Genomic DNA, 23,043 nt, shown 5'->3' on the forward strand with positions numbered 1-23,043 from the left:
CTTTAGGTTTTTCCTAAATGTACTGCTGGGTGTCTCTACATGTTCTTTGGAAAGCCGATAGTAACTGTAGTTCCCATCATGTATCTCGACTTAACATCTATTGTACCGTTTATGAGGTTAAGTGCATGTTTGACGAGCGAGAGCCCCAGTCCAAGCCCTGATGATCCGGAAGTCCTTGCGTTGCTTGCACGATAGAATCTCTCGAAAATCCTCGGCAGCTCTTCGCTCTTTATTCCTATGCCGTTGTCTTTAACAGACACATATACCTTTGATCCATTCTCACGAGAACTCACTTCTATCGTGTTTCCTACGCTAGAATACTTTACCGCATTAGAGATGAGATTAGATATGACTCTGAAGAGGAGCATGGAATCCACCGCAGCGTATATGCTTTGAGATACATCAGTAATAATCTTAAGTTTCTTTCGACTCCACTTGCCTTCGAGGTCAAATACAGCTTCGTCTACCAATTCTCTAAGGTTAACCGTTTCAATTTTCACCCTATAGTTCTGTAATTCAAGATTCGACAGAATACCGAGCTCCTCGACAAGTCTAGAAAGCCTGTTAGTCGACCTTGCAATCCTATCAATCGTTTCCGATACTTCAGCTGGTAGCTCTTTGTTCTTCTCAATCAGTAGCTGTACATATCCGTTAATAACTGCCAAAGGTGTCGAAAACTCGTGAACAATAGAATTTACAAAGTCCATCTTTGCACTCTCAAACAACTTTTCACTTGTTATATTTCTGGCAATCACGTAAGGAGGTGAGACTTTGATCTTCAAATAGTGGGTTGTCTCGTCTTTAACAAATACCGTATCTGTACAGTAATGAGATCCAGAGATGAAGCTGTCTACTATGTTCGAAATCCCCTGAACATGAAGAGCATCGGGAAGAGCCGATCCCTCGATTTCGCCTAGTAACTTTTTGGCCGATAAGTTCGCATACGATATAACCAGGCCTTCATCGACCATTAGGATTCCTTCACAGAGTTCGTTGAGCAATGATTCGTTCACTTCTGATCTCCTAGTGCAAATTTGTAGCCCACTCCCCTTACTGTCCGAATAAACCCTTCTCCGATTTTTTCTCTTAGTTTGCTGATGTGTACGTCTACAGTTCTGAAGTCTCCGAAGAAATCAATCCCCCACACCTTATCCAGCAGCTCTTCTCGCGTGAAAACCCTCCCGGGATTCTCCGCTAGCAACTTTAGCAACTCGAATTCACGTCTGGTGAGTTCTTCGGTCCTGCCGTTCTTGGTAACGGTGTACGATTTCAGGTTTACAATGGCCTCGCCTATTGCAAGATTCTCGTCCAATGTGCCGGATAGCTCGCTTCTCCTCATTACGGCCTTTATTCTCGCTACGAGAGCCCGCGGATTAAAAGGCTTTGTGACATAGTCATCGGCACCTAGTTCCAATCCGAGTATCATGTCAAGGTCCGATTTCCTTGCAGTCAAGAAGATTATAGGAATTCTTGGATGCTTAATCCTGATCTTCTTCACAAGATCAAGACCGTTTGCATCGGGCAGCATAATGTCAAGTAATATTACGTCTGGTCTTCCTGCCCGAAGAGCTGTCCAGAGTTCCTCTGCACTTGCGGCTGTGAAAGTCTCCATACTCTCGCTTTCGCAAGCTGTCCTAACAATGTTCAGAATATCGAGATCGTCATCAACAATCAATACCTTCAACGTCGCATTTCCTCCTTAAGACTCTCACCCATTTTTATGTAGTAGATCTCTTCAGCAATATTCGTTGCATGGTCGCCGGCTCTTTCCAGAAATCTTGATACTAGCATTAGGTCAAGAAGCTGATCAATTGCGCCGGAGTCAGACATGCTTATCAGCTTGTCTCTCACTTCCCTCTTGATGTAAAGATAGTATTCGTCAACCTTACTGTCTTCAGTCCAAACTCCCTTGGCGGCTTCCGTATTCTTGTCGTAATAAGCGTCAATTACCTCTTCCAGCATCTTTTCTACCACGGCAGTCATCTTCTTTATGTGAATGAGGGGCTTGACCAGAGTCTGGTTCTCGTACCTAACTGCAACTTCAGCAATATTTACAGCAAGATCGCCTATTCTTTCTAGATCAGTAGCCAATTTCATCATCGTCAGAACATACCTGAGGTCTTCTGCCAGAGGTTGAAATCGGCCGATGTAATTGCAGATTTCCGTATCCATTTTTCTCTGCAAGTCATCAATAACTTCATCGTTTTCGATAACAGTTCTTGCAAGGTCGCCATCAAGTCTATCCAGCGCATCGATGGCTTTCTGAATACTGGATCTTACGTTCTCCATCATGTCTGAAAGCATTGATTTGAGCCTGTTGAATCCCGCTTCAAGATGTCTTTGTCTTTCTGGTGTCATCAGAACCAACTCCCGTCAACTAAAGATTCCTCTCAGATAGTCGCTTGTCCTTTGATCCTTGGGATTTGAGGTAATCTTTTCCGTCGTATCAAACTCTACTAACTCTCCAACATAAAAGAACATAACATAATCTGAGATCCTCAGCGCCTGCTGCAAATTGTGGGTTACTATAACAATAGTATACTTCTCAGAGAGTTCTTCTATTAACGTTTCTATTCTCTGAGTAGCAATAGGGTCAAGAGCGCTTGTCGGCTCGTCCAACAAAAGGACGTCGGGTTCTACAGAAAGAGCCCTTGCTATGCAGAGTCTTTGCTGCTGACCTCCCGACAGATTTGCTGCATTCTTCTTCAGTTCATCTTTGACTTCGTCCCATAGAGCAGCTTGCTTTAGTGATTTCTCGGTTATTTCACGCAGAACTTGGCGGTTCCTAATGCCATGAATTCTTGGGCCGTAAGTGACGTTTTCCTGTATTGTCTTCGGAAAGGGATTTGGCTTCTGAAATACCATTCCGATATGTTTCCTGAGTAATACAGGATCCATATCTAGAATCTCATCGCCTAAGAGCTTGACAGAACCGGTATGCCTGTATGAAGGAATTAAGTCATTCATTCGGTTTAGAACTCTCAGAAAGGTCGATTTCCCACAACCTGACGGACCTACTACTGCAGTTACCTTTCTCTGAGGTATATCACAGGTAACTTCTTTAAGAGCATGCTTCTCGCCATAGAAGACATTTAGGTTTTTTATTTTGAATATTGGTTCAGTCATCTCATCCCTCCATCTTCCGAGATTCCCTTCTTCTCCTGATTGCAACCGACATGAACAGCGCCACCACGATGATCAAGAGAACTGATACGCTTCCCTCCAACTTCGGAGTTACATTGTCAGGATAAATCGCAGATAAAACAAATATATGTGTAGGCAGAGCCATCGCTGGTTCAAAAGGACTTGAAGGATTTCTAGTTATATAGAAGGCAGCTCCCGTGAAAAGCAACGGCGCGGTCTCACCAATTATTCTCCCAATTGCGATGATTACTCCGGTAAGTATTCTTGAAGAGGATGCAGGTATAACAATTTTGAAGGTTGTTTCGGCTTTATTGGCGCCCAAGGCCATCGATGCTTCTCTGTATGACTTCGGGACCGCTACAAGACTTTCATGAGTATTGGAGATTATATACGGAAGTGACATAATTCCGAGTGTCAGGCCTCCTGCAATGAGTGAAGTTCCGAATCCAAAGGTGATCGAGAAAAGCGACAAGCCGAACATTCCGAAGACGACGGAAGGTATTCCGGCAAGAATGTTGTTCGCTGTCAACACTAGGCGCTGTAGACGATTCTCCTTACTATACTCACTGAGATATACTGCTGCGAGTATCCCAACAGGTACCGAGAAAAGAAGAGCTATCGACAGGAAATAAACAGTCCCCAGCATTGAAGGCCAGATTCCGCCTTCGGTCATTGAGTTTCTTGGAAATGAAGTCAGAAACTCCAGGTTTATATCATCTAAACCAGACAGTATTAGGAACCCTACGATTAAAAGAATTATGGTCACCAGAAGATAGGATATGATTCCGAAAACTATCTTCGCAATTCTATCTATTATCATCTTCTCATTCCTCTCTTCAAGCGCATTGCCGTAACTGTGAAGATAAGAGATATCATCAGAAGGACTACTCCTATCATGAAGAGGGCGAAGTAATGAGTACTTGCTAGCTCCACTTCTCCCATTTCACCTGCTATTGCAGCTGTTAGGGGTCTTACAGGATCGAAGATTGATTGTGGAATCATGGTTGCCCCCCCCGCAATCATTAAGACCACCATAGTCTCTCCAATTATTCTATTCGTTCCAAGAATGATTGCGTTGAGAATTCCGCTTCTGGCCTGGGGAATGAGCACCCTGAAAAGAGTTGAGGTCATATTGGCGCCGAGTGCCAGTGAGGCTTCTTTCTGATCCACTGGGACGGCTTTCAACGCATCTTCTATTAGAGTTACGAAATAAGGTATTGCAAGAACAGAAAGCATCAAAGAGGCATTCAAAATATTCAGTCCGGTCCACACTTTCATCGGGAATAGGTCCATCAACCATTTGGAAATATATTTGAGACCAAAACTTCCCAGTACTACTGAAGGTATTCCCGCCGTAAGCTCAAATACATACTTCAGGAAATCGTGTGTCTTCCTGTTTCCGAACTCCGCAAGGAAAATAGCGGATATGAACCCCAACGGGATAGAGATAAGCAATGTAAGCCCGGTGACTGCAAGCGTGCCGGATAAGAGAGCGAGGATGCCGAATTCGGCATCCTCGTACGTTGGGTACCAGCGAGAGCTGAGGAAGAAGTCTCTCAAAGATATCTTTCCAAAGACTCTGACTCCATCAGATATCAGAAAGAAGAATATTCCGAACAGAATAACCATTGTCAGTAGGGCAGCGCCCGTTACCAACACTCTTGAGAAAAGGTCAATTCTCTTCCTACTCAACTCGCTTCATCCGTTCCTACTCTATGCCGTAAGCGTTTACATAGCCCACACTGAGAACCGCCGACTGGCCTTCAGGTGAAAGAGCGAATCTCAAGAAGTCTCCTGTAACACCTGTGGGGAGTCCGTTGGTTGCATCGACAAACATGAATAGCGGCCTTGATATTGGGTATGCACCGGAGTTTACGTTAGCTACGGTCGGTTCAATATTCTCTACTGTAAGAGCTTTGACGTCTTCGGTGATGTATCCCATTCCGATATAACCAATGGCGTAGCGATTTTGCATAACCTGTTCAACTTCGGCCCTCGTCGATGCAAGCTGCTGAACCTGTGGTGCTAACTTTTCGCCTTTCATTACTTGCTCAACGAAGTACTCGAATGTTCCCGATGCATTGTCTCTGGACAGGGGTACTATTCGCACTTTTGGCAGCGAAGAATCGATTTGATTCCATGTGGTCACCTTACCCGAGTAAATGTCGTAAAGCTGTTGAACAGTTATGTTTTCAATCTCAAGAGACTTATTGACAACTATTGCTATTCCATCGTATGCAACGATGAAGGGAATGAAGTACTTACCTTCTTTGTTCATCTGCTCGATCTCCGAGCTCTTGATCCATCTACTGGAGTTTGCGATGTCCGTCTGCCCGTTGAACAGAGCTTTTATACCGGTTGAAGACCCCGCACCCTCAATCGATATCTCTGCATCCGGGTTGATTTCTTTGTAGGCTTCGGCCCACAGCTGTGCGACAGGATAAACAGTGTTTGAGCCCTTAATAACAAGAGTAGAACCAAATGCCGTTCCGACTAACATGAGCAAAACAAATACAGTACCGAAACTCTTCATAGCCACACCTCCTGAAGTTTTTTCCACATTTTATTTATACACAGAAGGTGTTATAGGGGTTTTATAAGAGTATTCCTATTTGTCCTTGCTGCTGAAATGTGCTGCTAGAGAAGAATTTCCGAGCAATAAGTATTCCAAGTTCAGATTCTTGAAGTCTTCGGCAGTCGCACTATATTGTAAAATCCTTATCAGTAGGTGCTTATGAACGACAACGACGATTATTATCGGTGGTTTAAGAACTTTACGCTTACTGAATTGCAGTAAAGAGCCGTTAATCTCGTCTCTGGATATAGAAACTGTCGAGAATCAATCCCTTTGCCGTCTTCGCATAACCAAACAGACCATCAACGGTATAGTTGAACAACATGTAGTGATATGCATTTGCAGACGCGATCAGGTCTTTTCCTGAGCCAATGTCATAGAGCGGTGCACCACCACCGGCTGAAATAACGTAGGTCACACCGTTTTTCTCGACCCTCTGGTAACCGTGATCATGCCCGTTTAGAACTAGATCTACTTTGTAATCTTCGAATACCGGCACAAGATACTGCTGTATATAGAGATGGTCGCCATGAGGGCCGAAACTATAGGGGGGATGGTGGAAGTAGACTATTATGAATGCAGGGTCTCCCTCTTTTGCCTCTTCGAGTTCTGTCAACAGCCAAATGTACTGCAGTGAATACTTGTCGAAAGCTTCATTCGTATTTAGACAGATAAAGAATACGTCACCGTACCAGAAACTATAGTATCGCTTATTGCCGGGAAAAGCAAAGAACTTTGTGTAGTTCTCGGCAGATGCCTCGTGATTACCAATTGTACTGTAGAAGACGCTATCCGATAAGATGTCAATTACATTGAAAAAACTTGTCCATTCATCGAGAGTGTCGTCTGAGGATACGAGATCTCCTGTATGTATGACCAGCGGAACATTTTCACGGGCAATTCCATGGGCAATTTCGAGATGCACCGCATGGTTGCTCCTGCTGTCTCCATAGACTGCGAAGCTAAATGGGGTCCTTTTCAAAGGAGCTGTTGTAAATATGCCGCCATTCCTGAAGATTACTTTTCCGTCCTTTTCGCTTTTTACAGTGTATGCGTAACTCATTCCCGGTTGAAGACCGGAGACTTTGAATCTGTGCAACGTAACTTCCTGCTCGGAATAGATTGATTCATTTGAACCATCGTATACAATCAGGAAAGAGTCGGAAGGCTCCTCGGTAAACCAGTTAATCGTTACCCCATCCCCAGAAACATCATTAAGATAGAGAGAGAAGAGCTGAGAGATTACCAGAAGAAATATCAGAATTGTGTATTTTTTCACTTTAGTCATCTCCTTTGGTCTGTTGTAGATGTTAGACTGATCCAACTCATAAGAGATTATAACGAAAAAGCGGTTTTGCATCTCGTTATAAAATCTCGCGAATTCCATTTTATTTTTGATGGCAGACAACTATCCGGCGGTTCAAAGAATTTTGGATCACCGTAATGCATCATAATTAAATCTACTCAAGAGATCACGAGATAGCGATGATTAATTGCGTGATATAATCTCAAAGCGGAGGTGAGCCAAATGGAATTATACAGTAGTGAGAGTGAACCGCCACTTTGATTTGTCTCGCCCATTGAAGCCTCCCTCTATCTAATCGGAGTTGCTTTGCTACTAGAAGAGGAGGTGTAGGTGTGCGAGAGATACTGATTTCAGAGAATGGAAAAATGAAAGTCATAGAGTCACCGACGGAAGGCTGTTGGATCAATGTTATTGCACCTGACAGTGGTGACATAGCTTTTCTCAGAAGTTTGGAGATCGACGAGGACTTTGTGTATGATGCTCTTGATCAGGAAGAAAGGGCAAGGTTTGAGCAAGACGAAGAACTCATCTACGTGATTACTAAGCTTCCATACTTCGATATCAATGACGAGGCAGTTCCGTACAGAACGACTACTCTTGGTATCGCTATGAAGTCCGGTTATTTTGTTACCATAAGTGGTTTCGAAAACGCCATTGTTTCTGACATAGTTGAAGGCAGAGTTAGGGACATATCAACCAAGAAGCGTAATCGTTTTCTTCTAAGAATCTTCGATAGGGCAACGGTTTATTACCTTAGGTATCTGAAGGAAATCCGAAGACTGTCAAATGAAGTCGAATCAGAGTTGCACAGATCGACCAGGAATCAAGAACTGGTGGCAATGTTGAATCTTGAAAAGTCTTTGGTCTTCTTTACCACATCTCTTAGGTCCAACGAGTTGATGTTTGAAAAGCTGAAGAGAGCCAACATCCTAACTTTATACGAGGAGGACGAAGAGCTGTTTGAGGATATTTCCATTGAGAACAGACAGGCTATAGAGATGGCGAATATTTACAGCGACATTCTGACGGGAATGATGGATGCCTTCGCGTCTGTTATTTCCAACAACCTCAACGTTGTAATGAAGATACTGACAATAGTGACTTTGTCTCTTCAGATTCCGACACTGGTTGCATCGATGTATGGAATGAATGTCAAACTTCCTTTTATGAACTACAGTTCTATCTTCTACTGGTCAATGGGTCTCTCGGGAGTTGTGGCGTTTCTTGTTGCCATAATACTCTTCAAAATTAGATGGTTTAAGAAGTAGTTCGTAGAGACTTAAGAAGGAAGATCTGAGTCAACGAAGTCAACAGTAGTACGGGGGGGATTAGCGCAACTGGAAGAAATAGCCCTAAGACTGCATAGAAGAGAGCCATGCCGGTAGATATTAAGAGCGTGACTCTCTTTTTCTGTCCAAAGAGCTTGAATATTTTGTCGTAATAGTGATCTCTATCACCTGTGAAAGGTGATTTCATTGCAATAGATCTTCTCAAGAAACCCACGAAAAGGTCAAGTACTACGGGCCAGCAAATAGCTGCAACTCGAACGAAATTCTGACTTCCCCAAGACTGTATGAGTAACGTTCCCACAAATGTTCCGGCGATGTATGATCCCTGATCCCCCATAAAAAGCCTTGCGGGGGGAAAATTGAAGATCATATATCCGGCATAAGCGCCAGCGACTGCAAGAGACATAAGAGGCACAAATCCCGTGAAGAAGGCGAAGATTCCGAAAACAATCATATTAGTTGAGCATATTCCGTCAAGTCCATCCACCATATTATAGGCGTTAACCGTTCCTGCAAAGATGATTGAGAGTATTATCGAATCGACTGTCGAGAAGCCATAGATTACGAATGCAACGGAGAATCCGACAAGAATTTCCACTACCAGTCTGATCTTTGGTGATATGCCTCTTATGTCGTCCGCAAAGCCCAGAATCCACATGATGATTATTGCGGGGAAGAACTCCGGACTCTGAATTAGCCATGGAACAAGCGCAAGTAGAATTGCAGTTCCACCCATATAGCTAATCGGTTTTTCGTGGGGCTTTAGAGTTCCCGAAGGCCTGTCTACCAGATCTAGCTTAATGCCAACTCTACGAAAAAGGAAACATAGTACGGCCGAGAGAACGAGAGCGTAGACAAAAGCCATCATCAGTTATACTCCAAAGCCTTTTCAATAGTGTGGGCAACGAACTGCTGTTCTTGTTCAGACAGATTATTGAAGAAAGGAATAGCAACCGTTCTTCTTGCGAGCTCTTCAGTTACGGGAAACATGCCATTCTTGAATCCAAACTTTGTCATATAAAAGGGTTGAAGGTGTATAGGTCTGAAATAGTCTCTGCACTGAACACCATTGTCATTGAGGTATTTCATGAAGTTGTCTCTCTCTATCTTTTCATCAAGCCTTATGACATATACGAACCAGCCGATACTTGTAGCGTAGTCTGCTACAAAGGGAGTCTCTACTCCATCAATCTTTGAAAGCAATTTCTCATATCTGTCGGCAACTCTCTGCCGCTTTGCTAGAATTTCATCAATTCTCTTAAGCTGCTCTAAACCCAGTGCTGCCGACATCTCGTCCATCCGATAATTGTAGCCCAACCTCACATGTTCAAGCCAATTTTCTGATGTGCCTCTTCCCTGATTCCGCATGCTTTTCGATAATTCGGCAATCTTGCTGTCGTCAGTAACAATTATTCCACCCTCTCCAGTTGTGATTTGCTTGTTTGGATAGAATGCAAATGCACCTGCGAGACCGAAAGTGCCGGTTCTCCGCCCCATAAAGGAGCTTCCCAGCGCCTCACATGAATCCTCTATGATTTTTACGCCGTGTCTGTTACAGACACCTTCTATCCCGTCCCATTCAAGGGGATGACCAAAAATATCGACCGCCATGAAAACATCTGGAATGAAGGGTCCTAACTCAATTTGACCTGTATTCAAACCGTTTTTCGAATAATAGCCAAGAGCATCTTCCAAAGTCTCTGGAGAGATGTTGTATGTTGCCTCGTCAATATCTGCGAAAACAGGAACGGCGCCTTCGTATACTGCAACATTGGCTGAGGACACAAAAGTGAAGGAGCTTGTGATCACCGTCTGGCCCTGTTTCAAGTCGAGAGAGCGAACTATAAGATGAAGAGCGCTGGTCCCGCTGTTTACTGCAACTGCGTGCTCGACACCAATATATTCTGCAAACCTTTCTTCAAATTCTGCGACTTTTGGGCCGATGGATAGAATTCCGCTACTCATGAGTTCAGTAACAGCGGATATCTCTCTTTCAGTTATGTCAGGTCTGGAAAGGGGTATAAACACTACTTCACCTCCTGGGGAGACTTTGAAAATAGAGAAAGCATTAGTCCCAGCATGAACGACCATAATGCGGCAAGACCAATCTGGAAGTCTTTTGGCAGTAAAAAGGTCAATGTGTGTGCTGGAAGCCAGAACCATATCAGAGAGAATAAGGCTTTATCGACGTTTTTCCAGTTCTTAGTTTGAAGAATAAGATTATCGAGCAACCTGTGAAACAGAACCAAGAAGACTCCAAACTGAAGATTCATTGATGCAGAGCGCGTGACTGCATTCAGAAATGAGTCTTCTGCGAAGGATGTCGGCAGAATTCTGTTGATTACCAAAGCAGAAACGAATCCCTCGTAGCCAATGAAGGCAATCTTTATGAAGATTGATAGGAAAGCCCATTCAAGCGCCTTCAAAACCATTACGGAAGCAGAGAGGTTTTCCTTAGAATCTGCAATCTTTACGCTGACATAATCGCCTAGAGTTCCGAGAATCGAGAACTGAATCATTGCAGAAACAAAGGGGAAATCTCTGACAAATTCCACATACCATCTCATCGAAAATCACACCCTGCACTTATTTTGACTGTGGCATCGTCAACTATTTCGGCCGTGATTTTGTTCAGCTCTTCAAAATCGTTGTTATCAACGGCTGCCCTAAGGCGACTAACTATCGAAAATAAGGTCGTTTCATCCATTGCTTCCTTTGTCTTCAGACGAAAAATCTTTGGATGCTTCGTCTGAATAAATTCTTCGTTCGTAAGGACAAGTTCCTCGAATAATTTCTCGCCCGGTCGAACTCCCGTGTACTTTATTTCTATTTCTTGCTGCGGTACGTATCCTGCCAGTGTGATCATCTCGTTTGCAAGAGAAGAGATCTTGACGGGTTCTCCCATATCTAGCACGAAAACGTCTCCGCCTCCGGAGTAAGCTCCTGCCTGAAGCACAAGCGATACAGCTTCTGGGATAGTCATGAAATATCTAGTCATTCTTGGGTCCGTCACGGTAACGGGACCGCCCGACTGGATTTGCTTCTTAAAGAGGGGGATCACGCTTCCTCTGCTTCCCAGAACATTGCCAAATCTGACTATGCCGAACCTTGTTTTACTTCTCGATGAGATAGACCTAACGAACTCCTCTGCGATTCTTTTTGAAACGCCCATTACAGAACTCGGCTTGACGGCTTTATCAGTAGATATTACCACCATAGTCTCCGCACCGAACTCACTGGCAAGCATAGCAACGTTGTAAGTGCCGATGGAATTTACTTTGAACGCTTCCGTCGGGTTCTCCTCCATAAGAGGAACATGTTTGTGGGCTGCTGCATGAAAGATGACTTCAGGTCTCATCGTTTTTAAGATGTATCTCATTCTTGATGAATCGGCAACGTCGCAAATCAGCTGACAGAGATCGAGATCGGGAAACAACGACCCAATCTCCTGTCTGATCTCATAGATGCTGTTTTCTCCCTTACCCGCCAGCAGCAGTCTTCTGGGCTTCAGTGGAGCTATCTGCCTGCAAAGCTCACTTCCGATGCTTCCTCCGGCACCGGTTACGAGTACAGTTCTTCCGACAATGTAACCCTTAAGTGAATTCACATCGATGCGCACGCTCTCTCTGCCAAGCAAGTCCTCAATGTTGATCTCTCTCAAGTATCCTAGCTTCGCTTTGCCATCCATTATCTCTGTTATGCTAGGCAGTGTCTGAGCTTTTACCTTTCCCACATCGATCTTTGAGAAAATCCTTCTCAAAGTAGCTGCATCAGCAGAAGGGATTGCGATTATGACTCGCTTCACATCCATCTTTTCAACCAAGGCCATGATTTCGTCTGTGTTTCCTAAAACCGGGACTCCCCTGATCCGTTTTCGAAGTTTTCTTGGGGAATCGTCGATAAACCCTATAACCAGTCCGTTTTCTGGGCGGCGAGACAATTCCTCCGCTATTGAAGTTCCCGCATCACCGGCGCCCACTATCAGTACTCTCTCTGCAGAGGAAACGACATGATGATTTCTACTCAATATGCTCAGCCAAAATATCCTTGACCAGATAATCAAAAACACAGAGATAATGGCAGCCATAGTCGATACCGTGAATGGTACCGTAAGAAACCTGACGCCAAAAAGATTCAGAAGTCTTCCGGTAGCAAACCCTACTGCATAACCTATGACGACCGCCCTGAGAATAATCAGATAATCTCTGAAGTAGCTGTAGCTCCAGGCTATTGTATAGACTCCATTCAGAATCAGAGAGACTACTATGAATAAGCTGAAGTAGACTCCATTGACAAAGAACTGAGGTTCGTCCAAAGTGAAGATTCCGTATCTGAAGTACATACCTAAAATGAATGCGAAATAGACCATCAACGAATCGAAAACCAGAAGTGTCAGATTTCTTCTGAAGCCACTTAGATCACCGTGTCTTTTCAAGCACCTCACCTCATGGAGATTCTAGCATACTTAGCGCAATCTCAGAATCCGGAAGCCATCTGAAAATGATCTCAGCTTCAACACCCCTTAGTAACACGAGAAAACCTCTCGTCTGTCTGAGCAACGCGAATCGCAGATTGAGCAGACAGCTCCTTGTCTTTGATCTCGAGCATTATGTCAAAATCATATGAACTGCTTATTCTAAGAAAGTCTGAAAAATGCTCAAGATCGATGCTCTCCGTGTGTTTACCCTTTCTTGCTTCACCTTGTTGAGTGCTGTAGTCTACAACGGGGATGCCGTCTTCAGGAAGCCATGTCCACTGAGAAAGCTTCAGCGAATCCAATTGAGTTATTCCATCGCCGAGAATTGAGTGATGGAATACGTCAAGAAGTACGGGAATACCAGTAGAGTTATGTATCGAGAGACAGTCCACCAGCGAGTAAAGCCTCTCATCATTTTCAATGACTAGCCTTTCGCAAACGTTTTCGGGCAGATATTTGTACCGATCAATGAATCTTTCCATAGCTTCTTTCTTCTTTCCGTAAACTCCACCAACGTGAATCTGAATCTTCGCACTCTTGTCAAGCCCCATAAGATCCAGAAGCTTGGCATGATACTTAAGCTCAGAAATACTGTTTTCCAGAACTTCACGCTTGGGTGAGTTAAGTAAGACGAACTGATCGGGGTGCATTGAAATCCTCATATCGTATGTTCTTATCATCTTCCCGATTCTGTCGAAGTCACTCTTGAAATGCATCTCCCAGTCAACCCTACAAACAGGGTGGGATGCAAACGGAATCAAGTCTGAGGTTATTCTGAAGAAGAGGATACTCTTCGCTCTGTTGAATTCAAGGATCTTTTCAAGGCACATGAGATTTGCCGCTGTAGTTTCAATCAATCTCTCTTCGCTGTATGATGAAAGCCTGAATTTCCTCGCAGAACAGCACTTTACGGTTCTGTTGATGCATGGGTATCCAATCTTCATCTTCTACCTCCTACCATAGTATTTTAGCTGAGTTTCGGATAGAGAATGTATAATTGATTCGATATTGATTGAGAGGTGAGTTCTTTGAGGGTTAAGAAGCAGCAATCTTTCCCATTTCTTAGGGTAGCCGTTGTTGTTTTTTTTGGGCTTTCAATCCTTCTTCTTGTGCTTTTTGCTGTTCAACTGGGAAAGGTGAAGAATCTTGCGGACAAGATTGCGAACCTCGAAAAGCATCAGGCGGCACTTGAACTGGAGATAAGTGCTGTAACGGGTGTACAGAGAACTATGAACGTTAATCTTTACTATTACAACGAGCTTCTAGACAGATTGATAAACGGTGAAATAGCTTGCGATATAGAAGCTGTTATCCCTGTACAAAGAACAATTCCGGTTTCTCAGTCTCCAATTAACGACGTTGTACGTCTTCTTATAAGAGGTGAACTGACAAAGGCAGAACGAGACCTCGGGTTCAAGACGGAATTCCCTGGTAGAGAGCTTCAGTTTCTTGGAGCGAAGCTGGAAAATGGAGTTCTCTATCTGAGATTCTCGGATCCTTCGGGATTCACTTCAGGTGGATCGTGCAGAGTGAGCCTCCTGAAGGCACAGATTGAGAAGACTGCACTGCAGTTTGATACCGTCAAAAGTGTTGTCTTAGAACCCGAAAACATCTTCCAACCCTAGAGTGAGTGCGAGCTGAAACTGAAGTTTACTATGTGGTAATGCGCAAAGCAATTGACTTTAACAAATATCCGTGGTATAATCATCACTAAGACGTCCGAAAACGGGCGTCTTTTTCGTTGTCTCTCTTTGCTCTGCTATTCCTTTTCATTCAGAAAAAGACAAGTATTATGAGAGTCGTACCTATGATTCCTACTATTCCAAGACCGTATTTCTCCCACTTTGCGAGTCCGGTTTGATAATGGAAAGCTCTCATCTCTCTAATCCACCTTGGGACAGCTGCTATCTGGGCTACCGTGAATCTCTCTTTTTTCCCGAAAGTTATCCATGCCCTTCCGGAACCTTCAGCCTCAATTTCAACAGAATAGATCCCCTCTTTAGTGAGCTCTGAGTCGTGCCTGACGTAAAGATATGAGTAAGTATCGCCAAAAAACTCGTACATTATCTCAGGTTCTGCGCTTTCGAGGAAGAAGTCTTCGAGAACCTCTCGATCTGGACCATAAAATGTCAGATTCGGTCGGAAATCCGCAGTTGATTTCATATTGTCAGCTTCCTTTGGTACTCCAAAAAGCATATGAAACTGTTGGCCAACGGTACTTATATTCTGCAGCAAACAGGTCCCTTCGAAAACAAATCTGATCTTCTCCGCTGATGAGAAAATGTAGTAATAGATTTGGGAAAGATCAATTTCTTTTACAAGATATCCTTCCACAAAGTCTTCAGGAGTAAGGAAAAAGGGAATGTGTGAAAAAGCCGAGCTGGCAAAGACAATCAGTAGTGACACCAAAATCAGTGTCTTCTTCATAGAAAGCCTCCTAAATTGGAGTGAATACAAGTAAGTTTACCAGCAATTGCCTTATTTTCTTTCAGCTGGAAATAGTGGGGAAGCCTAAATCATGAACATTTTTGAGGCAAGCATATAAGACCAGAGAGTTAACTGAGTTGATCGGAGCAAATTTCGTTTAACCATATTCACAGGCAGTTAGACCTGTCTTTGATAGCAATCGTGTATCGAGGCAAAACAACAAGTTTAGTCTCTCCGGTAATTCCAACTTCAGGAGTCACAATATTCTTTCAAACGATGAAATCTCCAGTGAGTATTCCCACTCATTTGACCTCAAGTTTCTAGACTCGGTCTCGAGTTCCCCTACCTGGTTATCGTATGGATCAGATCTATAGAATCTCTTGGCAGGCACAAGGGGAGACATGAAAGCTGAGTTAGAAACCATTCTGTATGCATCGAGATTACCAAAATAGAATTCTCTGTATGCCGGTATATCTTTTCTTGACCCTCCAAATGAACAGTCTACAGGCAGCCAGCCGAAAGGCTCAACCCAGAACATCGCCCAGTCATGAGGGCTGGCACCCAAAGGAGCTGCAAACCATCCGGACTGCCATCTGGCAGGAATACCTTTAATCCTGCAAAGGGTAATGAACAAGAGAGCCTTCACTCCGCAGTCGCCTCTAAGATTGACGGCTGCGAATTCGGAGAGATTCGGATAGAGTGCATACTCACTCATAAAAGTGTACTTGACGTTTTCACATATCCAGTCGTAAAAACTCTTCGCGATGAAATAAGGGTTATTTTCGCTCCCGACAATTTCCTCCGCCAAAGATCTGACTAGAGGCGAAAAGACTACATGAGGAGCTTGTTCGCATAGATAGCCCGAGAATCTCTTTGCGTCAGGTTCTACACAGCTAAAGGGGTCTAGGGAAGTAGATATTTCGGAGATTTCGTATTCATATTCGATGCTGAAAACCGTATCGTTCTTTGCAGCAGTTTCCATGTATACAGTACGCTGAGAGTAGTCAGCCGGTGATAGAAAATAGCTGTGGCTTGAACTCAAGATCCTTGTTGAAGACACCTGATCTCCAACTCTGGATACAGGTAACCAGCAACGATAGACACTTTCATCGGAACCTTCGACGGAAATCGATGACTTTGCTACTACTCTAAATCTTGCGGGTTGCCTTTCACTTATCAGTCGATCTATTTCTTTGTGGAGAGAGACTCTGGTCGCTTCCCTATCTGTGTTCTTGCTTTTCAGTCGCTTCTCGTATTCTGGCATCGTGAATAGGAGGTTCTTATCGAATCTCTTCTCGAATTTCTCTTCACCGTCGAAAATCATGGAGTCGAGCTTTCTGGCGCTGTTGAGAGAATCGAATTCCCCTTCAGTGAATCCTTCAATATCTCTTGAGAGAATCCCCAGAGCCTCTGAAGCCGAATAGGGATAGTTGTTTTTGAGCCTTACGATTCTCTCTCTTTCCCACCTTAGTCTTTCAATCATTATCGATGGGAGATAATCATCTAGTTGGATCTCTAACTCCTTTAAAGCGCCGTCATAATCCCCAATACTTTCGAAGAAGCTTATCTTCTCCGGAAGTTGTGCCGCAAGAAACTTCATATCCGTCCCCCCCATTCAGTTCAACCTGTTAAGTCAAGATGATTATATCAGCTGCAAGGTCTTTCCAAAAAAAGGCGGTCTCCGTTCTGAGACCGCTATTCTTTTGAGATATTAGGGGTGGAATTTTCTCCACTGAATAAGCCTGAGCAATTCTGTGCCAGAAAAACTATGCATCGAGTGAGAATCAGCATGCCAAGTCAATGTAAGCCTTTTGAATTTACGTTGAATGCTGTCAATGAACAGATGATGACATTGAGCTCGCAAGCGAATGATCCTGTGCAAGACAATTACCCCGAAACGGAAATCAGTGTTTCTTTTGTCTTGAATTGCCGAATTCTCACTTCCCGTTTTTCAGAGACAAGCACTAAACTTGATACGCTCACTAAACCTAAACAATCATTGATTCTCCTTGGATTTCGGGGAAGTTCGATTCATGCCATTGTTTTGATCTTGTTTGTGCGCCACATTCATTCACAGATCACTAGAACGTATTCTAGACTGGTAGAGATCCATGCTCAGGGTACTCTTTCGTCTATCATACAGGTTCCTGCGACAGTTAATAGAAGGCATTCTTAATTGATCAGTATAGGATGAATGTAACTCGAGAACTCAAATAATGGCGAGCAGGAAAAGAGAGCTCCGCGTTCGGAAAGAGTAGGGGTATTTGTCATATAATGGTTGTTGAAGAGACGGCGCCTAGCTTTGGTCAAGTGAAGAGTATGTAGTTGGCAGCCAATATGAATTCCGGAGGTGCTAATGTGGCAGAAATCGAGTTGAACAAAGCTGTTCCCGATTTTTCTTTGCCCGATCAGACCGGAACTGAAGTGTCATTGTCGGATTTTTTGGGCAAGAGAGTCGTTCTATACTTCTATCCAAAAGACAATACTTCGGGTTGTACTCTTGAGGCGGAAAACTTCAGAGATCTAGCGGATCAATTTGCCAGTAACAATGCGGTTGTAATAGGAATCAGTAGGGACAGTCAAAAGTCTCATCAAGGCTTCGCACTCAAACTTGATCTAAACTTCTCCATTCTAAGCGATAAGAATGAAGAGATACACAAGCTGTTTGACGTGATTAAGCCGAAGAAGATGTACGGTAAGGAGTATCTGGGAACTGAGAGATCGACGTTCATTATTGACGAAGAAGGGGTTCTCATTAGGGAGTATAGAGGTGTTAAAGCAAAGGGTCACGCACAAGAAGTCCTGAATTTCATAAGCAAGTTGAAGTAGGCGGGAGAAGTAGTCTGTAGCAAACCTTGCTATACATCTTTTCGAAACCCTCTTTTACCGAAAGTGCCGTAAAGCCCCTTGCTTCAGCTATGGGGATATAAGGCACAACCGATTAGAAAAGTGATGTTTTTCAATCGGCTTAATTCTTCTATTTGTATCAAATAGTTTGATATGGTCTAATACATGTATGAACACCAAATTTAAGTCGAAAAACAATGTTGTTTACTCTTGCAAGTACCATATAGTCTGGTGCCCTAAATATCGTAGGAAAGTTTTGGTTGGTGATGTAGACCTACGATTAGAGGAGTTGATTGTAAGTATGAGAAACAGCTTTTACGGAGAACGGAGAGCCGATGACGGTCAACGTGGTCTTCATCAGCGTCCCCGGACGTTTCTCCGGACATCACTTTCTGCGCAGCAACATAAATTCTTGACGATGTCGGCCTTGCGTCCGTTGATGTTCTCCGGCGTCTTCCGTCTAATCTTTCGTTCTTCTTCGTGTCTAGAGCTCGCAACTTGGAACTGGCAACTTGCAACTGTTCTTGGCCGCTCAACGTGACTGGCTCATCAATCACTTTCTAAGTCCGCGAGCCTCTCCCTTTCGTCTATCTTCGTTCCTTCCTCATCGACCGCGCAGGACTGTCCATCGATAATGGCTGTTCGAACTGCCCCTTTGGCTACTGACATCTTGCTCAAACCCGGGGCATCGAGGATGCCCAGTTTGATTGCCGTGTAAATTGTCTCGGGCGATGAGAGCTCGCCTGTTTTGATCTTCTCCATTGCCTCTATGATCGTTGCAGATTCACTCTTGAGGTATTCCTTGTGGTTCTGAATCTCCTTATCCTGCTTGAAGTCGGGAATCCCTTTGATCGCCTCGTTTATCGCCTGTTTGGCCATCTTAACGCTTTCTATGATCTCTACATCTGAGGCCCTTCTTGTTGCTTCACAGTAAGCGACAACATGAACGATCTCCGGGTCAATGTTCATAGCAGTATAAACGGATGTTACCAGCTGACCCATAGCCAGATTGGGGTCGGCTGGAAGAGACATAAGTCCGGGCCTTACCATCGTAACTGGCGTGAAGTTCTCATCCTTCAAAGACTCGATCAACTCTTTTTTTGCGAGCGCCTTTGCCAGATCCATTCTTGGAGAGATCCCCGGTGGCGTGTTAAACATGTACTGCGCAACGTACACTTCTACGCCGAGGCGCTTAGCGCAGAGGGCGGCAAGATAGGCGGTAGTCACTTCGACTGCAGCATGGCAGTATCTTAGCGCCCACTGATGGGCCTCGTTTATCTCGACCGGGATGCCCTTTCCTCCATTCCAGGCGATCGCTCCCTGATTGTCTCTTATCGCTTCGAGCAGTTCGCGATCCGATCTCCCATCTAGCTGCGAGTACCAGGTTAGAGGAATCGCCGCCCAGGCGTTGTTCAGCGTCTCTTTGAAGAGAAGAGAGAACTTCAGAAGATCTCTTGTTCCTGAGTAGCAGCGCATCAAGGGATAGTTCCCTGTTCGGCTTGCCTCATACATTCTTTCAAAATCCTCTCTAGTTCTGAAGGGAGCGCCGCCGGCTCCGTCTTCGGAAGAGATCATATTCTCCTGTTGAAAGAACCATTGCTGGCAGTTCTGATCCGGGGCAAGTGAGATGATATCCAGCAGTCCGGATTCGGCAAGATTCCGGACGGCCTTCTCAGTTGCTTCAACGGTCTCCAGACCTATATGATGCCTTATCAACGGATAGGGCTTCTTAGATGTTATTCTTTCGAGAAGCGACTGCGGGTAATCAACCTCGCCTTTTGCATCTGTCGTGCCCCTGAGGAACATAACGACTTCTTCCGGCATCTCGCTGCCATCGAAGACCTTCTCGAAGAGACCGCTTCTCTCTGCTATTTCAGCAGTCTCAACCGTTCCACCGAAGATCAGTCTTTTCTCGATCCCCCTGTTCTCCAGAGACAGCTTCAGTTCGCGCAGTAGCTGCTCGCAAGACTCCTTGCCCAATCTGTAGCTCACCGCAAGTATGTCAGGCGAAGCCTCTTCTACACTGTCCAACAGCTTGTCTATGCCGATTACACTTCCAATGTATGTCGTCTCGTAGCCTTCCCTTTCGGCCAGATGGAGGAAATTCAAAATGCCAGCAGTGTGTATGTCGCTCCCGATAGCTCCCGCCAGTATCTTCATATCAGTTCCCTTCCTCCACGTACCTGGTCAGTTCTTCAATAGACATTTTATCGACACCGAGACTGGCTAGACTTCTCCCCCCGCTCCAGAAGTCTCTCTCCATAACCGCTCCAGCAATATTGATTATAGAATCTATGACTTTCGTCTCTATTTTGAGCTTCTTTCCAAAGCAGCTGATCGGAACGAGGCTCATAGGCACATCTTCCATTATGTATCTGTTCTCTATGCTTATCGGGGCCATTATCCCTCTGTAGCCTTCGTTGCTGTGAATGGCCGTATATAGGTCTTCGCCTTTGACGTCATAAGCATAGTCAAGCCACTCCTTGGCGCCCATTGCCTCAACGCCAAGAGTTTTCGTGACCTCGCAGCGCTCTCTGTCCAGTGCTTCCAAAGCTCTCGCGACCGATGGGCTTATGCCCTCTAAGTAGAACTGGAAGTCTCCGTGTTTCGTCTCAATCCAACCGGCGTTCATAAGTATCGCACCGGGATGAAAGACTGCGCCTATGTTGTTGAAACTCGTGTAAAGTACGTTCTTCGCCAGTGTAAACTCTGGCATGATCTCGCTTATTATCGGCATGATCGCCTCGTTTTCCTTTGAAGGCAGAACAGAAATCGGAACGGCGTTCTTTATCCTGAATATCCTTACCATCCCCGGACCAGAGATTCTCGAAGCGAAGACGAAGGTTTGGGCCTCGGCAATTACCACTTTCTCTCTAACGCCCTTCTCCCTGAAGATCTTATCGAACTCCAGCGCCCCTCCGGTTCGGCCCGGATTCAGAACTATAATTTGCCCTTCCGTAACGCAGTCGGCCAGACCGGCGGCAATCTGAGCATGAGCAAAGGCAGGCACGACCACCATGATTGCCTCTGCCCCATTTATCGCCTTTTTCATATCCGTTCCGACGTACTTGAGTTTGGCCTTTCCGCTAGACTCACCTTCAACTCTTATTTTCCGGTCATCAAGTATCGGTAGTATTCTCTTTTGACTCCTGTTGTAAAGCGAGACATCATGTCCTCGCATCGCAAGGACCGCCGAAAGAGCTTGTCCACCGTTGCCAGCTCCAATTACAGCTATCTTCATAGAACCACCTCCCCAATCCCCTGTGCAGAAAAAGAATAAGAAACAAATGATAACCTGCAAAGAACAGATACTCCAAAGCGAATGGAATGTCTGCACTCCCATTATACAGAAATCCTCCTTGTGAACTAAGTGAATGAAGCCTTCTGAGCTAGTTGGAACGCGATGCGCGGACCTGGCTTCAGAAATGAATTTTGGAGATTTCCTCACATGATATAATTATTATGTGTCAGAATAGTAATGATCCCAGAAGTAGCTTCAGGTAAGTCTTCGCGCATGGAACAAAATGGAGGGATTTTTGATGAGCGGAATCGCTGTATTCTATAGGGGCGAGAGAGAAATGATAGAAGACTCGCTATCTTTCCTTGCACACAGGGGGAGCGAGCCAAGAGTCCTCGCGGCAGACCGAGAGGTAGGTATGGGCGCTGTGTTGAGCAATGCCTATGAGGATGACATGAATGTCTTTGAAGGGCAAGGTGAGTACGTCGTTTTCGACGGTTTTCTCAGAAACTGCTCCGATGCGCCTTGGCCGGAGAAGATACTGAGTCTTCATAGGAAGTATGGAAATCGATTCATAGATAGACTGGACGGCTCTTTTGCCTTCGCAATTCATACAGCCGGAGAAACTCTGATCGCCCGAGATCCTTTAGGACTGAAGCCTCTTTACTACTGCTTCATAAACGGGTCGATCGCGTGTGCTTCCGAACTCAAGGCTCTGACCGCCTTCTGTAGTGAGGTTAAGGTCTTTCCGCCGGGTTACTACTTCTCTTCCATCGAAGGGTTCAAGAAGTACTCTTCACTCGAAGACCTGCTTACAGATGAGTCGGATGCTCGAAACGAAGAAGAGGCAGCTGAACTGCTGCGGAGTTCTCTTGAAGAGGCCGTTGAAAAGAGACTCTCAGCAGTTAAGTCTGATGCGATAGTCTTCTTGAGCGGCGGTTTGGACAGCAGTTGTATCGCAGCCGTTGCTAGTTCGCTGAGCGGGTCCTTGAGAACATTTACTGTTGGAAGCGGTGACGGGGAAGACCCGGAATACGCGAGGGAGGTTTCCGAGTATCTCGGCACGGATCACAGAGAGCACACCTATGATTTCGATGAGATGCTCGAAGTCTTGCCGGAAGTAATCTATCATCTCGAGTCGTTCGATCCTCCATTGGTCAGAAGCGCTATTCCCATTTACCTCGTTTCGAAGCTGGCAGCCGATGAAGGCAGTTCGTTCGTCTTCATGGGAGAGGGGGCCGACGAACTCTTCGCCGGCTATGAGTACATGAAGGATCTGCCCACTGCAGAGTCTATAGACAAAGAGTCGATGAGGATTACAAAAAACGGTTATCGCTCGGGCTTCCAGCGGAACGACAGAATGAGTCTTGCATTCGGAATCGAATTCGATGTACCCTTTATGGACCCTTCGGTGTTGAACCTTGCCTTCTCCATACCCGCTGAATGGAAGATCCACGGACCGGAAAAGACAGAGAAGTGGATTCTCAGAAAGGCGTTCGAAAACGAGCTGCCGGAGAGCGTCGTGTGGCGGAAGAAGAGCAAGTTCAGCGTGGGTTCGGGCTCATCGCATCTGATGAAAGAATATGCGGAGGAGATGATATCCGACTCAGAGCTTGAGAACGAACGGCGAGACAGCGGAATTAGATCAAAGGAAGAGCTTCTATACTACCGGATATTCGATGACCTGTTTCCCTGTGAAGGCGCCATAGAGACTGTTTATCGAAGCTGATTGAAACTCGT

Annotated in this window: 21 protein-coding genes and 1 pseudogene; 5 read left to right on the top strand and 17 right to left on the bottom strand. The window is 44.9% G+C overall.

The genetic code is table 11. The annotated features are described in order from the left end of the window. Positions 1-35: 35 nt before the first annotated feature. The 8 genes from RJ60_RS10080 to RJ60_RS10115 all read right to left on the bottom strand — a co-directional run bounded on the left by RJ60_RS10080 (position 36) and on the right by RJ60_RS10115 (position 6,998). Positions 36-1,013: a cell wall metabolism sensor histidine kinase WalK gene (locus tag RJ60_RS10080; RefSeq protein WP_103134649.1), complete on the bottom strand. Its 978-nt coding sequence runs from the start codon at positions 1,011-1,013 to the stop codon at positions 36-38. Further along, complete coding sequence (locus RJ60_RS10085) at positions 1,010-1,684, bottom strand: response regulator transcription factor (RefSeq protein ID WP_103134650.1); 675 nt, start codon at positions 1,682-1,684, stop codon at positions 1,010-1,012. The genes RJ60_RS10080 and RJ60_RS10085 overlap by 4 nt, the downstream gene beginning before the upstream one ends. Next, the gene (gene phoU / locus RJ60_RS10090) at positions 1,681-2,358 is read right to left on the bottom strand and encodes a phosphate signaling complex protein PhoU (protein ID WP_103134651.1); all 678 of its coding nucleotides are present in this window, start codon (positions 2,356-2,358) and stop codon (positions 1,681-1,683) included. The genes RJ60_RS10085 and phoU overlap by 4 nt, the downstream gene beginning before the upstream one ends. Before the next feature lie 15 nt (positions 2,359-2,373). Further along, positions 2,374-3,126: a phosphate ABC transporter ATP-binding protein PstB gene (gene pstB, locus RJ60_RS10095; RefSeq protein ID WP_099829809.1), complete on the bottom strand. Its 753-nt coding sequence runs from the start codon at positions 3,124-3,126 to the stop codon at positions 2,374-2,376. Between the two features lies 1 nt (position 3,127). Continuing rightward, positions 3,128-3,964, bottom strand: a complete 837-nt coding sequence (pstA, locus tag RJ60_RS10100; protein WP_103134652.1) for a phosphate ABC transporter permease PstA — start codon at positions 3,962-3,964, stop codon at positions 3,128-3,130. Continuing rightward, a complete protein-coding gene (pstC, locus tag RJ60_RS10105) occupies positions 3,961-4,836 on the bottom strand; it encodes a phosphate ABC transporter permease subunit PstC (RefSeq protein WP_103134653.1) in 876 nt (291 codons plus the stop codon). The genes pstA and pstC overlap by 4 nt, the downstream gene beginning before the upstream one ends. Positions 4,837-4,852: 16 nt before the next feature. Beyond that, positions 4,853-5,677: a PstS family phosphate ABC transporter substrate-binding protein gene (locus RJ60_RS10110; RefSeq protein WP_103134654.1), complete on the bottom strand. Its 825-nt coding sequence runs from the start codon at positions 5,675-5,677 to the stop codon at positions 4,853-4,855. A gap of 271 nt (positions 5,678-5,948) precedes the next feature. Beyond that, on the bottom strand, positions 5,949-6,998 hold the full coding sequence (locus tag RJ60_RS10115; protein WP_103134655.1) for a metallophosphoesterase: 1,050 nt from the start codon (positions 6,996-6,998) through the stop codon (positions 5,949-5,951). A gap of 359 nt (positions 6,999-7,357) precedes the next feature. On the opposite strand from RJ60_RS10115, the gene RJ60_RS10120 reads away from it, so the two are divergent. Further along, positions 7,358-8,293 (top strand): magnesium transporter CorA family protein, encoded by a 936-nt coding sequence (locus RJ60_RS10120; protein ID WP_103134656.1) that lies wholly within the window; start codon positions 7,358-7,360, stop codon positions 8,291-8,293. Here RJ60_RS10120 and RJ60_RS10125 read toward each other — a convergent pair. The 5 genes from RJ60_RS10125 to uvsE form a co-directional block, all read right to left on the bottom strand. Then, entirely contained in the window at positions 8,283-9,182 is a 900-nt protein-coding gene (locus RJ60_RS10125) for a glycosyltransferase family 4 protein (RefSeq protein WP_103134657.1), read from the bottom strand. The genes RJ60_RS10120 and RJ60_RS10125 overlap by 11 nt on opposite strands. Continuing rightward, positions 9,182-10,342: a DegT/DnrJ/EryC1/StrS aminotransferase family protein gene (locus RJ60_RS10130; RefSeq protein WP_103134658.1), complete on the bottom strand. Its 1,161-nt coding sequence runs from the start codon at positions 10,340-10,342 to the stop codon at positions 9,182-9,184. The genes RJ60_RS10125 and RJ60_RS10130 overlap by 1 nt, the downstream gene beginning before the upstream one ends. Then, positions 10,342-10,881 carry a hypothetical protein gene (locus RJ60_RS10135; RefSeq protein WP_103134659.1) on the bottom strand — a complete coding sequence of 180 codons (540 nt, stop codon included), beginning with the start codon at positions 10,879-10,881 and terminating at the stop codon, positions 10,342-10,344. Before RJ60_RS10135 ends, RJ60_RS10130 begins: the two co-directional genes overlap by 1 nt. Beyond that, on the bottom strand, positions 10,878-12,749 hold the full coding sequence (locus RJ60_RS10140; protein ID WP_103134660.1) for a nucleoside-diphosphate sugar epimerase/dehydratase: 1,872 nt from the start codon (positions 12,747-12,749) through the stop codon (positions 10,878-10,880). Before RJ60_RS10140 ends, RJ60_RS10135 begins: the two co-directional genes overlap by 4 nt. Before the next feature lie 77 nt (positions 12,750-12,826). Continuing rightward, positions 12,827-13,735: a UV DNA damage repair endonuclease UvsE gene (gene uvsE, locus RJ60_RS10145; RefSeq protein WP_103134661.1), complete on the bottom strand. Its 909-nt coding sequence runs from the start codon at positions 13,733-13,735 to the stop codon at positions 12,827-12,829. A gap of 75 nt (positions 13,736-13,810) precedes the next feature. Between uvsE and RJ60_RS10150 the strand changes: the two genes are divergently transcribed. Beyond that, positions 13,811-14,416, top strand: a complete 606-nt coding sequence (locus tag RJ60_RS10150; protein ID WP_258006274.1) for a GerMN domain-containing protein — start codon at positions 13,811-13,813, stop codon at positions 14,414-14,416. Positions 14,417-14,564: 148 nt separating this feature from the next. Here RJ60_RS10150 and RJ60_RS10155 read toward each other — a convergent pair whose 3' ends face one another. After that, a complete protein-coding gene (locus tag RJ60_RS10155; protein WP_103134663.1) occupies positions 14,565-15,218 on the bottom strand; it encodes a hypothetical protein in 654 nt (217 codons plus the stop codon). Between the two features lie 256 nt (positions 15,219-15,474). Beyond that, a complete protein-coding gene (locus tag RJ60_RS10160; protein ID WP_103134664.1) occupies positions 15,475-16,818 on the bottom strand; it encodes a transglutaminase-like domain-containing protein in 1,344 nt (447 codons plus the stop codon). A 737-nt stretch (positions 16,819-17,555) separates the two neighbouring features. On the opposite strand from RJ60_RS10160, the gene RJ60_RS10165 reads away from it, so the two are divergent. Next, a complete protein-coding gene (locus RJ60_RS10165) occupies positions 17,556-18,047 on the top strand; it encodes a peroxiredoxin (RefSeq protein ID WP_099829845.1) in 492 nt (163 codons plus the stop codon). 187 nt (positions 18,048-18,234) lie between these two features. Then, a pseudogene (locus tag RJ60_RS10170) lies at positions 18,235-18,363 on the top strand (transposase); the annotation flags it as partial. A gap of 251 nt (positions 18,364-18,614) precedes the next feature. Here the strand turns inward: RJ60_RS10170 and RJ60_RS10175 are convergent. Then, complete coding sequence (locus RJ60_RS10175) at positions 18,615-20,225, bottom strand: methionine synthase (protein ID WP_103134665.1); 1,611 nt, start codon at positions 20,223-20,225, stop codon at positions 18,615-18,617. Between the two features lies 1 nt (position 20,226). Next, the gene (locus RJ60_RS10180) at positions 20,227-21,306 is read right to left on the bottom strand and encodes an NAD/NADP-dependent octopine/nopaline dehydrogenase family protein (protein WP_099829831.1); all 1,080 of its coding nucleotides are present in this window, start codon (positions 21,304-21,306) and stop codon (positions 20,227-20,229) included. 298 nt (positions 21,307-21,604) lie between these two features. On the opposite strand from RJ60_RS10180, the gene RJ60_RS10185 reads away from it, so the two are divergent. Then, positions 21,605-23,032 (top strand): asparagine synthase-related protein, encoded by a 1,428-nt coding sequence (locus tag RJ60_RS10185; protein ID WP_103134666.1) that lies wholly within the window; start codon positions 21,605-21,607, stop codon positions 23,030-23,032. The last annotated feature ends 11 nt before the right edge of the window (positions 23,033-23,043 follow it).

This window comes from Mesotoga sp. B105.6.4 (genome assembly GCF_002896535.1).
Lineage (GTDB): Bacteria > Thermotogota > Thermotogae > Petrotogales > Kosmotogaceae > Mesotoga.

Excerpts from the sequence above, each read along its gene's own strand:
- RJ60_RS10125 (WP_103134657.1), bottom strand. The coding sequence starts at position 9,182 with ATGATGGCTTTTGTCTACGCTCTCGTTCTCTCGGCCGTACTATGTTTC.
- RJ60_RS10180 (WP_099829831.1), bottom strand. The coding sequence starts at position 21,306 with ATGAAGATAGCTGTAATTGGAGCTGGCAACGGTGGACAAGCTCTTTCG.
- RJ60_RS10155 (WP_103134663.1), bottom strand. The coding sequence starts at position 15,218 with ATGAAGAAGACACTGATTTTGGTGTCACTACTGATTGTCTTTGCCAGC.
- uvsE (WP_103134661.1), bottom strand. The coding sequence starts at position 13,735 with ATGAAGATTGGATACCCATGCATCAACAGAACCGTAAAGTGCTGTTCT.
- phoU (WP_103134651.1), bottom strand. The coding sequence starts at position 2,358 with ATGACACCAGAAAGACAAAGACATCTTGAAGCGGGATTCAACAGGCTC.
- RJ60_RS10175 (WP_103134665.1), bottom strand. The coding sequence starts at position 20,225 with ATGAAGATACTGGCGGGAGCTATCGGGAGCGACATACACACTGCTGGC.
- RJ60_RS10110 (WP_103134654.1), bottom strand. The coding sequence starts at position 5,677 with ATGAAGAGTTTCGGTACTGTATTTGTTTTGCTCATGTTAGTCGGAACG.
- RJ60_RS10165 (WP_099829845.1), top strand. The coding sequence starts at position 17,556 with ATGAATTCCGGAGGTGCTAATGTGGCAGAAATCGAGTTGAACAAAGCT.
- pstB (WP_099829809.1), bottom strand. The coding sequence starts at position 3,126 with ATGACTGAACCAATATTCAAAATAAAAAACCTAAATGTCTTCTATGGC.
- RJ60_RS10185 (WP_103134666.1), top strand. The coding sequence starts at position 21,605 with ATGAGCGGAATCGCTGTATTCTATAGGGGCGAGAGAGAAATGATAGAA.
- RJ60_RS10160 (WP_103134664.1), bottom strand. The coding sequence starts at position 16,818 with ATGAAGTTTCTTGCGGCACAACTTCCGGAGAAGATAAGCTTCTTCGAA.
- RJ60_RS10135 (WP_103134659.1), bottom strand. The coding sequence starts at position 10,881 with ATGAGATGGTATGTGGAATTTGTCAGAGATTTCCCCTTTGTTTCTGCA.
- pstA (WP_103134652.1), bottom strand. The coding sequence starts at position 3,964 with ATGATAATAGATAGAATTGCGAAGATAGTTTTCGGAATCATATCCTAT.